This is a genomic window from Aquimarina rubra (genome assembly GCF_042684305.1).
Taxonomy (GTDB): Bacteria; Bacteroidota; Bacteroidia; order Flavobacteriales; family Flavobacteriaceae; genus Aquimarina; species Aquimarina rubra.
Window position 1 is genome coordinate 646806 of sequence record NZ_JBHULE010000035.1, and the last position, 17615, is coordinate 664420.

At 34.4% G+C, this 17615-nt stretch carries 17 protein-coding genes, 3 tRNA genes and 1 pseudogene; 8 read left to right on the forward strand and 13 right to left on the reverse strand.

What is annotated here, in order from left to right; translation table 11 throughout:
* Window positions 1–20: 20 nt before the first annotated feature.
* The 7 genes and pseudogenes from ACFSR1_RS22660 to ACFSR1_RS22690 form a co-directional block, all read right to left on the reverse strand.
* A complete protein-coding gene (locus ACFSR1_RS22660; protein ID WP_378295309.1) occupies window positions 21–917 on the reverse strand; it encodes a MerR family transcriptional regulator in 897 nt (298 codons plus the stop codon).
* Between the two features lie 286 nt (window positions 918–1203).
* The gene (locus ACFSR1_RS22665; protein WP_378295310.1) at window positions 1204–2406 is read right to left on the reverse strand and encodes a peptidoglycan DD-metalloendopeptidase family protein; all 1203 of its coding nucleotides are present in this window, start codon (window positions 2404–2406) and stop codon (window positions 1204–1206) included.
* A gap of 124 nt (window positions 2407–2530) precedes the next feature.
* Window positions 2531–2914: a BlaI/MecI/CopY family transcriptional regulator gene (locus tag ACFSR1_RS22670; protein WP_378295311.1), complete on the reverse strand. Its 384-nt coding sequence runs from the start codon at window positions 2912–2914 to the stop codon at window positions 2531–2533.
* Window positions 2915–3307: 393 nt separating this feature from the next.
* Window positions 3308–3448: pseudogene (locus tag ACFSR1_RS22675) on the reverse strand (transposase); the annotation flags it as partial.
* Window positions 3449–3615: 167 nt separating this feature from the next.
* Window positions 3616–3699 (reverse strand) — tRNA-Leu (locus tag ACFSR1_RS22680).
* A gap of 73 nt (window positions 3700–3772) precedes the next feature.
* Window positions 3773–3845 (reverse strand) — tRNA-Lys (locus ACFSR1_RS22685).
* Between the two features lie 189 nt (window positions 3846–4034).
* Window positions 4035–4107: transfer RNA gene (locus tag ACFSR1_RS22690), tRNA-Lys, on the reverse strand.
* A 134-nt stretch (window positions 4108–4241) separates the two neighbouring features.
* On the opposite strand from ACFSR1_RS22690, the gene ACFSR1_RS22695 reads away from it, so the two are divergent.
* A complete protein-coding gene (locus tag ACFSR1_RS22695; RefSeq protein WP_378295312.1) occupies window positions 4242–4763 on the forward strand; it encodes a shikimate kinase in 522 nt (173 codons plus the stop codon).
* Here ACFSR1_RS22695 and ACFSR1_RS22700 read toward each other — a convergent pair.
* The 3 genes from ACFSR1_RS22700 to ACFSR1_RS22710 are packed head-to-tail and all read right to left on the reverse strand — an operon-like array spanning window position 4755 to window position 6245.
* A complete protein-coding gene (locus ACFSR1_RS22700) occupies window positions 4755–5255 on the reverse strand; it encodes a phosphoribosyltransferase family protein (RefSeq protein WP_378295313.1) in 501 nt (166 codons plus the stop codon). The two genes, ACFSR1_RS22695 and ACFSR1_RS22700, sit on opposite strands and share 9 nt — an antisense overlap.
* Before the next feature lie 22 nt (window positions 5256–5277).
* Complete coding sequence (locus ACFSR1_RS22705) at window positions 5278–5859, reverse strand: methyltransferase domain-containing protein (RefSeq protein WP_378295314.1); 582 nt, start codon at window positions 5857–5859, stop codon at window positions 5278–5280.
* Window positions 5856–6245 carry an RNA-binding S4 domain-containing protein gene (locus ACFSR1_RS22710; RefSeq protein ID WP_378295315.1) on the reverse strand — a complete coding sequence of 130 codons (390 nt, stop codon included), beginning with the start codon at window positions 6243–6245 and terminating at the stop codon, window positions 5856–5858. The genes ACFSR1_RS22705 and ACFSR1_RS22710 overlap by 4 nt, the downstream gene beginning before the upstream one ends.
* A gap of 16 nt (window positions 6246–6261) precedes the next feature.
* On the opposite strand from ACFSR1_RS22710, the gene ACFSR1_RS22715 reads away from it, so the two are divergent.
* Window positions 6262–7542 carry an FKBP-type peptidyl-prolyl cis-trans isomerase gene (locus ACFSR1_RS22715; protein WP_378295316.1) on the forward strand — a complete coding sequence of 427 codons (1281 nt, stop codon included), beginning with the start codon at window positions 6262–6264 and terminating at the stop codon, window positions 7540–7542.
* A gap of 69 nt (window positions 7543–7611) precedes the next feature.
* Here ACFSR1_RS22715 and ACFSR1_RS22720 read toward each other — a convergent pair whose 3' ends face one another.
* The 3 genes from ACFSR1_RS22720 to ACFSR1_RS22730 form a co-directional block, all read right to left on the reverse strand.
* Entirely contained in the window at window positions 7612–8229 is a 618-nt protein-coding gene (locus tag ACFSR1_RS22720; RefSeq protein ID WP_378295317.1) for a porin family protein, read from the reverse strand.
* 156 nt (window positions 8230–8385) lie between these two features.
* A complete protein-coding gene (locus ACFSR1_RS22725; protein ID WP_378295318.1) occupies window positions 8386–9339 on the reverse strand; it encodes a transketolase family protein in 954 nt (317 codons plus the stop codon).
* 51 nt (window positions 9340–9390) lie between these two features.
* Window positions 9391–10236, reverse strand: coding sequence for a transketolase (locus ACFSR1_RS22730; protein WP_378295319.1), 846 nt, complete (start codon window positions 10234–10236; stop codon window positions 9391–9393).
* Between the two features lie 177 nt (window positions 10237–10413).
* Here ACFSR1_RS22730 and tgt point away from each other — a divergent pair, with 177 nt between their 5' ends.
* From tgt to ACFSR1_RS22760, 6 genes are all read left to right on the forward strand, one after another.
* Window positions 10414–11544 (forward strand): tRNA guanosine(34) transglycosylase Tgt, encoded by a 1131-nt coding sequence (gene tgt / locus ACFSR1_RS22735; RefSeq protein WP_378295320.1) that lies wholly within the window; start codon window positions 10414–10416, stop codon window positions 11542–11544.
* A 1-nt stretch (window position 11545) separates the two neighbouring features.
* Complete coding sequence (locus ACFSR1_RS22740) at window positions 11546–12622, forward strand: LptF/LptG family permease (protein WP_378295321.1); 1077 nt, start codon at window positions 11546–11548, stop codon at window positions 12620–12622.
* Window positions 12609–13523, forward strand: coding sequence for a DMT family transporter (locus ACFSR1_RS22745; RefSeq protein ID WP_378295322.1), 915 nt, complete (start codon window positions 12609–12611; stop codon window positions 13521–13523). The genes ACFSR1_RS22740 and ACFSR1_RS22745 overlap by 14 nt, the downstream gene beginning before the upstream one ends.
* Window positions 13524–13592: 69 nt before the next feature.
* Window positions 13593–14546: an acetyl-CoA carboxylase carboxyltransferase subunit alpha gene (locus ACFSR1_RS22750; RefSeq protein WP_378295323.1), complete on the forward strand. Its 954-nt coding sequence runs from the start codon at window positions 13593–13595 to the stop codon at window positions 14544–14546.
* A 168-nt stretch (window positions 14547–14714) separates the two neighbouring features.
* Entirely contained in the window at window positions 14715–16262 is a 1548-nt protein-coding gene (dnaB, locus tag ACFSR1_RS22755; protein WP_378295324.1) for a replicative DNA helicase, read from the forward strand.
* Between the two features lie 79 nt (window positions 16263–16341).
* Window positions 16342–17526: an asparagine synthetase B gene (locus ACFSR1_RS22760; protein ID WP_378295434.1), complete on the forward strand. Its 1185-nt coding sequence runs from the start codon at window positions 16342–16344 to the stop codon at window positions 17524–17526.
* The last annotated feature ends 89 nt before the right edge of the window (window positions 17527–17615 follow it).

A 17615-nucleotide genomic window follows, 5' to 3' on the forward strand; every position in this document is an offset into this window, starting at 1 on the left:
TGTATTTGATTGTTAGCGGGTTATAATTCTTTTATAAAATCGGTGATGGAAGAAAAATAACGATGGTTGGGTGCGCTGTTACCCGATAGATGCATGGTTTGCTTGCCTAGCATCCAAAATTCACTTTCTCGCTTAGAGCAAACTACTTCGTTGAATTTTTGTACATATTCTCCTATTTTATCCTTTTCGGGTCTTACGGTGAAGTAAGAAACAAAAACAGTATTTTCGTGAAAAGAAAGCATATTAGGCAGGCTATCTAATGGAATGCTTGGTCCAAGGTAAATTGCCTTGTATCCTTTCAGTAAAATTTCATAATTAAGATATAGTAAACCTAATTCGTGTATTTCGTTTTCTGGTAGATATAGAATAAAAGCCTTGTCAGTTTTTGTAGATTTAGAATACTGAAGCTTCTCTATATTGATTAAAAGTTTTTGCTTTATCAGATTAGTGATAAAATGTTCATGAGAAGGGCTAATCGTATTTGTTTGCCACAAAAGTCCTATTTCCGTTAATAAAGGAATGAATACATCCGTAAAAATTTGTCTGAATGTTCTTTTTTCTGATAATTGCTCATAGGTACCCAAGAATAACTGCAAATCATAATTAAGCATAGAGATTTTTAAAGAATTAATCGCTTGATTTTTAGTGCTATTGTCGGATACGATTCGTCTTACATATTCATCAATTTCTTCGTTGTTCAGTTTAGAAACTCTGGATATTTTATATCCGCTATTGACCAGATATGTGACATTCAGTAATTTCTGTAAGCTTTTTAGACTATAAGTCCGTATATTGGTTTCAGTACGATCGGGTGACAAGAGATTATATCTTTTTTCCCATATCCTGATAGTATGTGCTTTTACTCCACATAGGTTTTCAAGATCTTTAATACTAAAATTTTGTTTAATATTGTTCACTTTTTTTTAATAATAGTTAAACAAATTTAAAAAAAAAGTGGATATTCTGCTTGTAGTACTTGTTAAAATATTGCAGGTAATTGTTAAAATGAAGCTGAATCAGTTTTTAAAATCGGTACCAGATGCTGAATCTAAGTTAGAAATAGCCGATTGAGATTTATATAAATTCTAAAAAAAACTAAAAGGGGCTAATTTGCTACGGACTGTTTCTTTTTGATGTTTCTACCGAATAATTTGTGAAGAATAACAAGCAAGCATAGTGTCTATGCTTGCTTATTTTATGCGATTATTTTCCTAAATAATCCATTGGATTTAATCTTTTTCCATTACGTTTTACTTCATAATGAAGATGAGGCCCTGTAGAAAGTCCTGTGTTTCCGCTATTACCTATAACTTGCCCTATTTTGACCTCCTGATTTTCTGTAACTTGAAAACTGTCCAGATGTGCATACCAGGTCTCATATCCATCTGCGTGAGAGATAATGATTAGGTTTCCCCAATCACCTTTGCTTTTTACAAATGAAATAACCCCATTTGCAGTGGCTAATACTGGAGTTCCTACTTTGGCTCTGATATCGATTCCTTGATGAAAAGCTTTTCTTTTCTTTATTGGATGATTAAATCCAGGTCCGTAAGTTGCAGTAATATCATCTTTTGATCCATTTTGAATTGGGAAAATAGAAGGCGGAGTTTCTATAACATTTTCCTCTGTTAATACTTGTTGTATTATATGATAGGTTTCAGGTTCTGGTTTTATAAAAGCCATAAAAAGTATCGCCAGTACCGGGATAAGCAAAATGTATCGGATAAGGTGTTTTTGATTGGAATTGGTTTTTGTGATCATGTCTATTCGTTTTTTGATTAATGAATGATTAAAATAACTATATAATTTTGCGGTTTGGTTTGTCCCTAGATTTTTTATCAGGAGTTCTAAATAATGTGATTTTTTGATTTTACTGTTGATTACGGATTGATCAGCCTGAAACTCGTGAATTGACTTAATTGATTTTCTAAATAAGTACGAAAATGGATTAAACCAGAATACAACCAAGTATATTTCTGTTACTATTAGATCAATAGTGTGGCCAAGTTTTACGTGAACTTTCTCATGTTCGAGTATAGGTACGTCGATTTCATTTATTTTATCTTTTGGAATAAAAATCCAACGGAAACAGGAGAATATAGTAGGTGTGTCTGCAGAAATAAAGTAAAATCCATCTCTAACGAAAGTTATAGACCTTCTTTTTAATGTATAAAGCTGTGTAATGGATAATAATAACCTTAATAGACAGATAAATACACCAATACTATAAACTATATAAAGTAAATGAATTGGATTCCAATCCTTCTCGGAGTGCCCAGAAGATTGCAAAAGGACTTCTTGAGATAGATTCTCTACAGGTAAAATATCATCAAAATCTGGTATAATAACTGCGTGATTTGCAATTGGAAGTTCAATTTGATTGATAAATGGAAGCCACAGGGACATTGGTAATAAAAGTAGCAGCAGTATTCTGTTGATCTTATGAAAAGTTAACTTTCGAAAGAATAGATAATATGAGCTGTATAAAACTGCTAAGCAAATACTCGTTTGTATAAGGTATATGAAAAAATTACTCATCTTCTTTTTTTAGTTTATCAATTTTTTCTTCAATAAGCTGCTTCATTTTTTCTAATTCGGATACGTTCAGGTCATCGTCATTTGTAAAAAACATTGCAAACTTGCTGATCGAACCGCTAAAGAAATTCTTGACCACTCCTTTAAAATGATTTTTGAAATAAGTTTCTTTAGATATCAGAGGATAATACTCTTTTATTCTTCCGTAGGTAGTAAAACTTATAAATTCTTTTGTAACCAAAGTTCTAATCACAGTAGATATAGTTGTATATGCAGGGCGCGGTTCCGGAAATTGTTCTACAATATCTTTTAGGAATGCTTTTTCGAGCTTCCAAAGATATCTCATAATCTGCTCTTCTGCCTTTGTTAAATCTTTCATCTGTTAATGTTAATTGCTTTTAATGGTCACACTTCGACATAGCTCAGTGCAAAAATGGAATAGCCATATGATCATATTGGTGCGTATCAATTTAATTCTTATGGCTTATTTCATATGACAAATATAACTATATTTTTAGTAATATAACTATAAAAATAGTAATAATACTATATTTATAGTTATAAGGTTGTTTTTAATCTTATACAAAGTATTATTTTTAGGTTTAGAGGATTTCTAGAAGTTTGTATATGAGTAAGTGCAACTATCTATAATTTATATTTTTTTTGTATGGTGAATTCCTGAGGATGTCTGTAGGTATAGAAACAAAATTACTGAAAGCAATTGTTTTATAAACCTTTGTGAATTTTATTGGATCAAGACCAATTGTTGTGTTTATGCAAATATTCTGGTTAATCTAAAGAGGAAGAATTCTACATTTTTGACCCCTCTGAACTGTGCTCTGAATGCTTTTATCTTTGCATTAAAAGATTCTGCTGATGCATTGGTACTTCTATTGATGAAATAGTTTAAGATTGAGCCGATAGCTTGAGCCGATAGCGCGGAAATGTTTTCCGTGCGGATTAGTAAATTAAAAGTTCAATAAAACGATACCAATATCAATACTTTTTTAGTGTTGGTTGATAAAGAAATTACTGGACCGGGAAGGGTATTATAAAATATATACTTAACAAGGATAAAAGTACCCGGAATGGGAGTCGAACCCACACGCCCTAATGGACACATGGCCCTCAACCATGCCTGTCTACCAATTCCAGCATCCGGGTAAATGAAGATGCTTATTTTACAATATAGTATAAAACTAAAAAAGTATCACAAGAGAATTGCGATACTTTTTAGTGACCGGGCTGGGGCTCGAACCCAGGACCCTCTCCTTAAAAGGGAGATGCTCTACCAACTGAGCTACCCGGTCATTAGATAAATTAATTATCAGATATTTTATAAGAACTCAAGAATAATCATTAAAACTTAATCATTATTCGTTTACTAGCGACCGGGCTGGGGCTTCCTTTGACTACGCTCAGGATATGCTTCTCACCATTATCACTTTGAACTTTTAAAACAAATAATCATTAAAATATAATAATTATTCCTTTAACAGTGACCGGGCTGGGGCTCGAACCCAGGACCCTCTCCTTAAAAGGGAGATGCTCTACCAACTGAGCTACCCGGTCATACATTCTTTTTTCCTTGAATGCGGGTGCAAATATACTATCATTAATTTATTTTTCAAGAAGAATTTAATATAAATTTACGTTTTATTTAAAATGCTCTTTTTTTCAGGCATAAATAGTTTAAGTTTTAGTTTATGAATATTATTTTATTAGGGTATATGGGTTGCGGTAAGTCCTCTATTGGCAGGGATTTAGCATCTAAATTAAAAATGGAATGTCTTGATTTAGATGATTACATTGAGGCTCAAGAAAAAAAATCCATAAATCAAATTTTTGAAGAAAAGGGAGAAATATATTTCAGGAAAAAAGAAAATGAATATCTAAAAGAGGTTCTGGAAACTTATTCAAATACTATAATTTCTTTGGGAGGTGGAACACCTTGTTTTGCAGGAAATCTGGAGTTAATTAAAGATAACAAGGATGCTAAAAGTGTTTATTTAAAAACATCTTTGCAAGAACTGGTGGATAGATTATTTGTTGAAAAAGATAAACGCCCTCTGATATCACATTTAAACTTAGAGGAGGATCTAAAGGATTTTATTAGAAAACATCTTTTTGAACGTTCCTTTTATTATAATCAAGCTGAATATGTAATCTCAACCGATGATAAAACGGTTAAAGAAGTAGTAGCAGAAATACAAGAAACTTTATTCTAATATAGCAAGATCGTTTTTGCCAAAGGTAACATTAACGTGCTCGTGCAGAGAGGTAGATAAAGAAATACCTTTAAAATCTGCTTTAATAGGGTATTTTTTATGATTCCTATTTACAAGAACCGCAGTTTTAAATCGTACAAGTGGAACGTCTAAAAAGTGTTTGACTCCATATACCAAAGCAGTTCCCGAATTTAGGACATCATCAGCTAGTACAAGCGATTTGTTTTTATAGTCAGATGCAGAAATGGAAGTCTTTACTGTATTTTGGGGTGAAGTTTTATCCATGGTAACCTCACAAAGGGTAACTGCAATATCTGAGATGTCTTCTAAAATAGTTTTCAGTCTTTGGGCAAAAATGTAACCGTTTTCTGAAATACCTGCAATAACTATTTCTTTTTCGTTAACATTGGACTCATAAATCTGATAGGCTATCCGCTTAATCTTATGCTGAATTTGTTCGTGAGTAAGAATGATATTGTTTTTAGTTTGCATAAGTAATTGATGTTTATTTTCTTCAGTCAGCCTCAAAGATAAAAAAGAGTTCGTTACCCATGCGAGGTGGAATGGAATTATAACATTTTTCCAGTGTTTTAATTTTGAAAGACGAAGAGAATAGTTTTAAATATTCCTTTTTGTTTCCACCAAATGGAGGACCTGATTTTTCGAAATCAATATCAAAAAAAATCCCAACTAGTTTTCCACCTGGTTTTAGAAGGGATTTCATTTTAGTAACATATTCTTTTCTTTGATTCGGTAATAGGGCGCAAAAAAAAGTTTGCTCTATAATAAAATCAAATTGTTCTTCTAAGCTGAAAAAGTCTTTAAATAAAATTTGTTTTTTGGGAAAATCAGGATGTTTTTTTTCAAATTTTTCTAATGTTTCCTTCACAAAATCCAGTATGTAGATGTTTTTGAACCCTTTTTCGAATAAGTGTATAGCCTCATATGCATTACCGCATCCCGGAATCAATATTTTAACATTTTTATCATCTAATTGATCAAAATACGAAACGATAGCCGGAGCAGCATACCCGATGTCCCAGCCTGTCTGTTGCAACTTATATTTTTTGCTCCAAAAATGTGAATCTAATTTCATTCTTCACTATCATTATCAGACGGTTCATCGAACCAGTCATCGATATCCCTTCTATCCTTTTTGGTAGGTCTTCCCGCACCTTTCTTTCTGTAGTAATCTTTAGAGTAATTCAAAAGATCAAGTTTTTGCAACGCTTCTGCAGGAGTAACGTCTTTACGGTATATGTCGACCAACTTAGCGCCAAGTCGACTTTTTGGTGTGTCTAATACAATAAGTTCATAGTTAACCTGATTTTTGCGAACAGTAATTTTATCAGTAGGATATATTTCTCGGGATGGTTTTATAAGATCCCCGTTTACTCTTACTTTACCTTCTTTGCAAGCCTTGGTAGCAATACTACGTGTCTTGAAATATCGGATACACCATAAATATTTATCAACTCGCATAAAAAATGATTAAAAAATGCGTTTTATCTATCATAATAATGGAGCAAAAGTACAAGAAAATTGTATCTTGCGCCTTCAAAAAAGCAATCAGATGAATGTAAGAAGATATATTTTTGCCATAGGAATGGTTTTGGCAGCACTATATGCTTGTAATAATGATGATGATGATGGTATCATCGCCGTACCCCCTAGAGATGAAGCAGAGCAACAAGCTAATGAAGATCCTCTAATTCAGGAGTATTTGAAAACTCACTTTTTCACACTAGTTGATAATGCAGCAAATCCAGATTATCAGATAGTACAATTTGATACTATAGCTGGTGATAATAGTGGTCAGACTTCTATTTGGGATTCTGGACTTTTAGAAACTAAAACTTTAACTAGTAATGATGTTGATTACACACTATATTTTCTTAAGCAAAATACGGGTGTACAAACTGAGCGTCAGCCTACTTTTGCGGATTCTGTTTACGTAACGTATAGAGGAGAAGTGTTTTATGACTATGAAGATGATGATGCTGACGGTATTCCGAATGATGGAGATGTAGATGCTGATGGAAACGGAGAACCGGATTTGATTGATGATTCTGTAACTAAAACAGATAGCGATGGAGATGGAATAGCGGATGATGCTGATATTGATAATAACCCAAACTCATCAGATTCCGATGGAGATGGTGTTATTGATGAAAAAGATCCAGTGGATAATAATAATCCGGATAGAAGAGTATTTGATAGTGCTGTTACTCCGGTTTGGTTTGATTTGGTGAATATCATTGAAGGTTTCAGAGAATCTGTGGTAGATTTTAGAGGGGCTTCTGGATTTAACGTTCCGGATCCAAATGATGGAACCGTGAATTATAACATGGATTTTGGAAATTTTACGGTTTTTATTCCTTCAGGTCTAGGATATTTTGCAGAGCCACAGAATGGTATTCCACAATACGCACCGCTTATTTTTAATATTCAATTATATGGTAGTGTAGAGTCGGATCATGATAACGATGGGGTTCCTTCATACCTGGAAGATATAGATGGTGATAGACTGGTTTTTGACGCTGATGATGATACTGATTTGAATGGTTTTCCTGATTATTTGGATGTTGATGACGATGGTGATGGAACACGGACTATAGATGAGGATTTAGAACCTGATACAGACCTGAATTTCGATAGAGACGGTGATGGGGATCCTACCAATGATATAGGTGATGGAGATCCTACCAACGATGATACTGATGGAGACGGAATTCCTAATTATCTGGATACAGACGATACTGCTTCGAGAGAAGATTAAGACAAAAAAAAGATCAATAAAAAACTCCGGGAATTCCCGGAGTTTTTTATTGATCTTCTTCTTAAAATTTTATAAGTCTAAAGCTAAACTTAGTATAAACTGATTTGGCCTGGAATCCACTCTGATTGTTTGGCCAGTGTTTTCATCTATCGCCTGAGCTTGGTTTTCGGTAATTCCTCTTTCGTATCTTAGGTCGATATTAAGTCGTCTTATTTGTAATCCAACGCCAAATTGAACACCTACGGTAAATTCATTTTTAACCTCACTTAATCTTACATCTTCCAAGTCATTATCAACTATGTATTGTAAAGAAGGACCACCAAAGACGTGTATGGGACCTAATAGATATACTCCGGCTAAAATTGGCAGATCCAGCTTTTTTATATCATAATCCAGCTTTCTGTTGTTAAATGAATACGAACTACTATTCTGCGTGTATTGAAGCTCTGGTTTTAGATAAAAATTATCTGTGATATCTCCTCTTAAGAATATTCCAATATGATATCCCACGCGATCATCTGCATTTTCTGATAATAAATTACCACCGGCATTTGTAACATCACTGAACTCTATTTTACCATTGTCGCCATAATTTAGACCAGCTTTTACACCAAAATTGATTCCTTTTTCCTGTGCGATAATTCCGTAAGAACATAAAAGGATTAAAAACACTAATACATTTTTCATTTTAAATGAGTTTTAAAAGATGAATAAATAATTAACTATTTTTTGGCGGTCAGTGTTTCTTTTATAACGAAAATGAACTCAAATTATTCTTAGCCGCAATAAAAAAGCCTTCTGTTATGAACAGAAGGCTTTAGAATATATATTCAATTATGATGCTTATTTTCTCTTTATAACTTTTTCTACAGCTTTGGTTATTGCTTCAGCATTTAAGCCATATTTTTCCATTAACTGGTCAGGAGTTCCACTTTCTCCAAAAGTATCATTGGTAGCAATAAATTCTTGTGGAGTAGGGTGGTGTTGTGCTAATACTCTAGATACACTTTCACCAAGACCTCCCAAGAAGTTATGTTCTTCTGCAGTCACAATACAGCCTGTTTTTTTAACAGAGTTTAAGATTGCTTCATTATCAAGTGGTTTAATCGTATGGATGTTAATTACTTCTGCGCTAATTCCTTTTTCCTGCAAGGTTTCAGCAGCTAATAAAGCTTCCCATACCAAATGTCCCGTAGCTACAATGGTTACATCACTACCTTCTTGCAAATGAACCGCTTTACCAATTTCGAATTTCTGATCTTCAGGAGTAAAATTAGCTACTTTTGGTCTACCAAAACGTAAGTACACTGGGCCTTCATACTCTGCAATCGCAATAGTGGCTGCTTTGGTTTGATTATAGTCACAAGGATTAATAACCACCATACCTGGTAACATTTTCATTAACCCAATGTCTTCTAAGATTTGATGTGTAGCACCATCTTCTCCAAGTGTCAGACCTGCGTGAGATGCACAAATTTTTACATTTTTACCGCTATATGCGATAGATTGACGAATTTGGTCATAAACACGACCAGTAGAAAAATTTGCAAAAGTTCCTGTAAACGGAATTTTACCTCCAATGGTCATTCCCGCTGCAATTCCCATCATATTTGCTTCAGCAATTCCTATCTGAAAAAAGCGATCCGGATTATTTGCTATAAAAGCATCCATTTTCAGAGAACCAATAAGATCTGCACAAAGTGCAACAACATTCTCGTTTGTTTTTCCAAGTACTTCAAGACCAGCTCCAAAACCGGAACGTGTGTCTTTTTTTCCTGTATCTATATATTTTTTCATGTATGTTTTTTTTAAGTAATTTCTGTAAAACAGAAATCTCTTTTGTATGCCTTAATAGTCTCCTAAGGTTTCAGGGTTTTGAGCTAAACCTATTTCTAATTGCTCATCATTTGGAGCTTTACCGTGCCAGGCGTGTGTATGCATCATAAAATCTACACCATTACCCATTACCGTATGCATCAGAATACAAACTGGTTTTCCTTTTCCTGATCTAGTTTTAGCTTCTTTAAGACCCTCAATTACAGCAGTAATATTATTCCCTTCTTTGATTTCCATAACATCCCAACCAAAAGCTTCAAATTTAGCTCTTAAGCTACCTAAAGGTAATACATCATCAGTAGATCCATCTATTTGTTGTCCGTTAAGATCTATCGTAGAAATAAGATTGTCTACTTTTTTTCCGGCAGCATACATAGCAGCTTCCCAAATCTGACCTTCTTGTAACTCTCCATCTCCATGAAGACTATAGACAAGATGATTGTCGTTGTTTAGTTTTTTTGCTTGTGCAGCTCCAATAGCAACAGACATTCCTTGTCCCAGAGAACCAGAAGCTATTCTAATCCCAGGAAGTCCTTCGTGTGTCGTAGGATGTCCCTGAAGTCTGCTATTGATTAATCTAAATGTATTTAGCTCCTCTACTGGAAAATATCCACTTCTTGCTAATACACTATAATAGACCGGAGAAATATGTCCGTTGGATAAGAAAAAGAGATCCTCTTCCTTTCCGTCCATATCGAAACCATCTTTTCTTTCTAGAATTTCTTGATAAAGAGCTACAAAAAATTCCGTACATCCCAGCGAACCACCTGGATGTCCTGAGTTTACTTTGTGGACTTGTCGAAGAATATCTCTACGTACCTGAGTCACAAAATCTTCTAATTGTTGTGTTTTTGGCATTGCTATGCAAATTGGCTTAATGATTAAGGCGCAAAAATAAAGGTTTTGATTACCGTGGCAAAATGTCTGAACAGCTTTTAATTAAGATACGATTGTTAATAACGAAAAGTTTTCGGAAACTTCACTTTATCAAAGTAGTTTTAGTTAGTTATCTTTGCGCTCTACGAAATAAAAATTATGCAATTCGACCTATTATCTAAGGATCCTCAAAGTAAAGCCAGAGCCGGAAAAATAACCACGGATCACGGAGTTATTGAGACTCCGATTTTTATGCCTGTTGGTACTGTAGCAACCGTAAAAGGTGTGCATCAAAGAGAATTAAAAAATGATATCAACCCAGATATTATTTTAGGAAATACGTATCATTTATACCTGAGACCACAAACAACAATTCTGGAGAAAGCCGGAGGTTTGCATAAATTTATGAATTGGGACAGAAATATACTTACAGATAGCGGTGGGTATCAGGTATATTCTTTATCAGCAAATCGTAAAATCAAAGAAGAAGGTGTTAAGTTTAAATCCCATATTGATGGTTCATATCACTTTTTTACTCCAGAAAATGTAATGGAAATACAGCGTACCATTGGAGCTGATATCATTATGGCTTTTGATGAATGTACTCCGTATCCTTGTGATTATCGATATGCCAAAAGAAGTATGCATATGACGCACAGGTGGTTAGATAGATGTATGCAACATCTTGAAAAAATACCGGTTAAATATGGATATGATCAGACTTTTTTTCCGATCGTGCAAGGAAGTACCTATAAAGACCTTAGAAAACAGTCGGCAGAGTATATCGCCAATGCAGGAGCAGAAGGAAATGCAATCGGAGGATTATCAGTGGGTGAACCGGCAGAGGAAATGTATGCAATGACAGAAGTAGTAACCGAAATATTGCCAGAAGATAAACCCAGATACTTGATGGGTGTAGGAACGCCTATTAATATTTTAGAAAATATTGCGCTAGGGATTGATATGTTTGATTGTGTAATGCCAACACGTAACGGAAGAAATGGAATGTTGTTTACTGCACACGGAACGATAAATATAAAGAATAAAAAGTGGGAAGATGATTTTTCTCCAATCGATGAAATGGCGATTACCTATGTGGATACAGAGTATTCTAAAGCATATTTAAAACATCTTTTTTCGGTTAATGAAATGCTTGGAAGACAAATAGCTACCATTCATAATTTAGGCTTTTATTTATGGTTGGTTAGAGAAGCAAGAAAACATATCTTAGCCGGGGATTTCTATACCTGGAAAAATATGATGGTTAAACAAATGGATAAAAGACTATAATTTGAAAATATTAGACTGGTATATACTTAAAAGATATTTAGGAACATTCTTTACAATGATCCTTTTATTTATTCCTATAGGTATTATAGTAGACCTTTCAGAGAAAATAGATAATATTTTAGAGCATAAAGTTCCTTTTGAAGCTGTGGTCTCTTATTATCTGGATTTTACAGTATATTTTGCGAATTTATTATTTCCTTTATTTGTTTTCCTTTCTGTAATTTGGTTTACATCCAAGTTGGCTAATAAGACTGAGATTATCGCTTTTTTAAGTTCTGGGGTTTCGTTTTGGAGATTCCTACGTCCATATATGATTGGTGCTGTTTTAATTTGTGTAGGTGCTTTGGCGATGGGATTGTTTTTGGCTCCAAAGGCGAGTCAGGGTTTTAATGAGTTTAAATATTCTTACTTGAAAAAGGGTAAGAAGGTTCAGGAAACCAGAAATGTATACCGACAACTTAACGATAGTATTTTTTTGTATGCTAATGATTTTAAACCTCTACAAAAAAAGGCTACTAATTTTACGTTAGAGTATTTTGATGGAAATAAACTGGTAACCAAAATTTCTGCAAGGACAATCACCTTTATTGAGAAGGATAGCATTTATGAATTAAGGGATTTTGTGAAGCGAACCGTTTTGGAAGATGAAGATATTATAGAAAAAGCCAGAAAAAAGGATACTGTATTACCGTTTAATATAGATGAATTCACCCCAGTTACGTATGTAGCAGAGACACTTAATTATATGCAGTTAAGTAAATTTATCGAAAAAGAAAGTAAAAGAGGATCTTCTGATATTAATCGATACAAAGTGGTTGCATATAAAAGATGGAGCATCCCGGTTTCTGCGTTTATTCTTACGGTTATTGGTGTGGCAGTATCTTCTATGAAACGCAGAGGAGGAATGGGAGTAAATCTAGCCGTAGGTATCTCATTAGCTTTCGTTTTTATCTTTTTTGATAAAGTATTGGGTACGATGGCTAATCAATCTGATTTTCCACCATTGGTGGCTGTGTGGTTTCCAAATGTTTCTTTTGGAATTTTAGCTATTTATCTCTTGTATAATGCCAAACGCTAAGCTTCAAAATTACTTACATTTTCATTTTATAGTATTTGTCTGGGGATTTACAGCAATACTTGGAGAATTGATTTCTATTGATGCCCTTCCTTTAGTTTGGTACAGAATGTTAATGGCTTCTGGATTTATTTATGTTTATATTTATTTCAGAAAAATATCCCTAAATATATCCACAAAACTTCTGGTTACACTATGTATTGCCGGAGCAATTATAGCACTGCATTGGATTACATTTTTTGCGGCTATAAAAGTCTCTAATGTCTCGATTACACTAGCGGTTTTATCTACCGGTGCTTTTTTTACTTCAATTTTAGAACCTATTTTCTATAAAAGAAAATTGATCTGGTATGAAGTTGTCTTTGGGCTTATGGTAATTTGCGGACTGTATATTATTTTTAATGTAGAAGGAGATTATTTTCTGGGTATTATATATGCGTTGTGTTCTGCTTTTTTATCCTCTGTTTTTTCTTTAATAAACGGAAAGATTGCACAACAATATACACCTTCTATGATTTCTTTTTATGAATTATTAAGTGGAGTTGGTTTTGTTACAATCTATTTGATAGGTATTTCTTTCATAGGAAACGAAAATGAAGGTTTTTCAGTTGCTTTCTTTCAATTGTCAACTTCGGATTGGGTGTATCTCATTATTTTGGCATCTGTTTGTACAGCTTATGCGTTTATAGGTTCTGTTCAGGTAATGAAATACTTAAGTCCTTATACCGTAATGCTAACGATTAATTTAGAACCAATTTATGGAATTGTATTAGCGTATTTAATTTTTGGAGATTCAGAAAAAATGAACCCCGGATTTTATTACGGAGCCCTTATTATACTTGCAACTGTAGTGTTAAATGGTGTATTTAAAAATATTAAAAAAATAAAAAGACAAAGGTCTTAATACCAGTTTACCAAGTATTGTTTTATATTTGTCTGCTAACCCTAGTTAAAAATAAAATATATTCTTGATATGGAATATTTAGAATTTGAACTCCCCATAAAAGAACTCGAGGAACAATTTGAGAAAGCTTGCGCTATTGGAGCAGAGAGCGATGTTGATGTTACCGATACATGTAAGCAAATCGAGAAGAAGTTAAACGAGACGAAGAAGGAGATTTATAAAAACCTGACTGCTTGGCAGCGGGTACAATTATCAAGACATCCATCTAGACCTTATACATTAGACTATATTAATGCAATCTGCGGTGATTCTTTCTTAGAATTGCATGGAGATCGTAATGTAAAGGATGACAAAGCAATGATTGGTGGTCTTGGTAAAATTGGTGATCAGAGTTTTATGTTTATTGGTCAACAAAAGGGATATAATACTAAAACAAGACAGTATCGTAACTTTGGGATGGCAAATCCCGAAGGGTATAGAAAAGCACTTCGATTAATGAAAAGTGCAGAAAAGTTTAATATTCCTGTGGTTTGTTTTATAGACACTCCGGGAGCTTATCCGGGATTGGAAGCAGAAGAAAGAGGGCAAGGAGAAGCTATCGCCAGGAACATTATGGAAATGACGCGTCTTAAAGTACCTATTATTGTGGTAATCATTGGTGAAGGTGCCAGTGGTGGTGCATTAGGAATAGGAGTGGGAGATAAGGTGTTGATGTTGGAGAATGCTTGGTATTCTGTAATTTCTCCAGAAAATTGTTCTTCTATACTTTGGAGAAGCTGGGAACAAAAAGAAATTGCCGCCGAAGCACTAAAACTTACTGCAAAAGATAGTGTTAAGCTAAAGGTTGTCGATGAAATCGTAAAAGAACCTTTGGGCGGAGCACATAGCAATCGTGAAAAAACATTTGAAGCCGTACGTGACAAAATTTTATCATCTCTTGACGAAATGAAAAACTTATCACCAGAAGAATTGGTGGAAAAGCGTATGGATAAATATGCAAATATGGGAGTCTTTAAAGGTTAACCCCTAATAAATCACTTGACATCTAAATCTGAAGTTTTTGACTTCAGATTTTTTTATGCTTATTAACAATATAATTAAGTTATCAACAGTTCATTTGTTGAAGACTGGTGGACATTCATTATCTTTGTATAGGGTCCATCTCTTTACAATTTTTTTACTTTCGTGGTTATGGAAAAAGTACAGCAAGCACAGCAATCTAATTATGGTCGGGGGAACGTAATTTCGCTGGAAAAAGGAAAAATACCTCCTCAAGCAACTGATTTAGAGGAAGTTGTGCTTGGAGCAATGATGATTGATAAAAAGGGAGTAGATGAAATTATTGATATTCTTAATCCTGATGTTTTTTATAGAGAGTCTCATAAATATATCTTCGAAGCAATCTATAAACTGTTTGAAAACTCAGAACCTATTGACTTATTAACTGTTTCCAGTCAATTAAAGAAAGATGCGAAACTAGAATTAGCAGGTGGGGAATTTTATCTGATTCAATTGACCCAAAAGGTAGCTTCTTCGGCACATATCGAGTTTCATGCACGTATAATTTTGCAGAAATATATACAACGAAGCTTGATCAAAATATCAAATGAAATTATCGAAGAGTCTTATGATGAGACCACCGATGTTTTTGATCTTTTGGATATGGCAGAATCAAGATTGTATGAAGTTACTCAGGGAAATATTAAAAGATCTACAGAAACTGCTCAGAGTTTAGTAATTCAAGCTAAGAAAAAGATTCAGGAAATATCCAATAAAGAAGGAATGAGTGGTGTTCCTTCTGGTTTTGATAAATTAGATAAGCTTACCTCGGGTTGGCAGCCTAGTGATTTGATCATCGTGGCAGCACGTCCTGGTATGGGTAAGACGGCTTTGACATTATCTATGGCCAGAAATATGGCAGTTGGAGCTAACATTCCTGTAGCATTCTTTTCGTTAGAGATGTCATCAGTACAGTTAATTACGCGTTTGATTTCTTCTGAAACAGGGCTTTCTTCAGAAAAACTGCGTACTGGTAAGTTAGAAAAACACGAGTGGGAACAACTGAATGTAAAAGTGAAGGATCTCGAGAAAGCTCCGCTTTTTATTGATGATACACCTTCTCTTTCGATTTTTGATTTAAGGGCAAAAGCAAGACGTCTTTCTTCTCAGCACGGAATAAAAATGATCGTTATCGATTACTTACAGTTGATGACAGCCGGTGGAAGTGGTAAGAACGGAAATCGTGAACAAGAAATTTCGACGATTTCTCGTAACTTAAAAGCATTAGCCAAAGAATTAAACATACCGGTTATCGCATTATCACAGTTATCACGTGCAGTAGAAACCCGTGGAGGTAGTAAAAGACCATTATTGAGTGACCTTAGGGAATCTGGAGCGATTGAGCAGGATGCGGATATTGTTGCATTTATATTTAGACCCGAATATTACAAAATTGATGAATGGGATGATGAAGAAAGGTCTCCTACCCAAGGACAAGGAGAATTCATTGTCGCAAAGCATCGTAACGGTGGTTTAGAAAATATTAGGTTAAAATTCATTGGTCACTTAGGTAAATTTGATAACTTAGATGACTTTAGTACTCCTTTTGAGTTTCATTCTAAAATGAACGATGGCAAAGAAGAAGAAGATCCGTTTAGTACGAGCCATCTTCCTAGTGCAGATGAAGCTTTTGGGAGTAGCATAAATGATTCTAATGATGATGACGATGTTCCTTTCTAAAATAAAGTATAAGTTTCTAGTTTATATCTTATTGTTTTTCTTTTCTTTTCAATCGTATGCTTCATATGTGTTGATCCCCATGGATGCCGATAGTCAGCAAAACCATTTAAAAGCCTATGGAATTACGTATTGGACTTTAAGCAAAGATCTTAAAGTTAAATGGTTGCTAAATTATAGAGGAGGCTCTTTCCTTTTGCCTGATACAGAAAACATTAGGAAAGAATGTACGATCCGGGGAGTTTCTTATGAAGTTTTGAGTGCTGCTAAAACAGAGGAGATTCTAGCAGAAATAAGCAGCCCGTCAAAGAATATGGAAGCGGTAGTTCTAGAGAAAGCACCTAAGATTGCGGTGTATTCTCCTAAAGGAAACCAACCTTGGGATGATGCGGTAACGATGGTGTTGACTTTTGCAGAGATTCCTTATGAAACGGTGTATGATAAAGAAGTATTAGAAGATAATCTGATATTATATGATTGGCTGCATTTGCATCACGAAGATTTTACCGGACAATATGGAAAGTTTTATAATACCTATAGAGCTACTCCTTGGTATATAAAGGAGAAGGCTCAGGCCGAGAAATTAGCAAATGAACTGGGCTATCAAAAAGTTTCTGAAGAAAAGTTAGCTGTCGCTCTAAAAATTAGAGATTATGTAGTTGGTGGTGGATTTATGTTTGCGATGTGCAGTGCTACCGATAGTTTTGAGATCGCGTTGGCAGCAGAAGGAGTAGATATCTGCGAACCTATGTTCGATGGTGATCCTAGTGAACCGGGATATCAATCTAAAATTGATTACAATAAAACATTCGCATTCAAAAACTTTACTTTAGAACGTAGTCCTAATGTATATGAGTTTTCATCTATTGATATGACTCGCAAGCGACGTATTCCTAAAACGACGGATTATTTTACACTCATGGATTTTTCTGCAAAATGGGATCCGATACCTACAATGCTTTGCCAGAATCATACCGCTTTGGTTAAAGGATTTATGGGGCAAACCACAGCATATGATCCTGATGAAATTAAATCCAATGTACTGGTGCTGGGAGAAAACAGAACCAATAATGAGGCGAGATATATTCACGGAATCAAAGGCAAAGGATTCTTTACATTTTATGGAGGTCATGATCCCGAGGATTATCAGCATAGAGTGGGTGATCCAAAAACCGAGCTAGAATTGCATCCAAACTCTCCAGGATATCGTTTAATTCTGAACAATGTACTATTTCCGGCTGCTAAAAAGAAAAAACAGAAAACCTAAGAAGCGCTCCGCCTAATTGAAACCTAAAAACACGGTTTATAGGGTAAAACAATCATATTACTTTCCATAATTTTATCCAATGGTAAAGA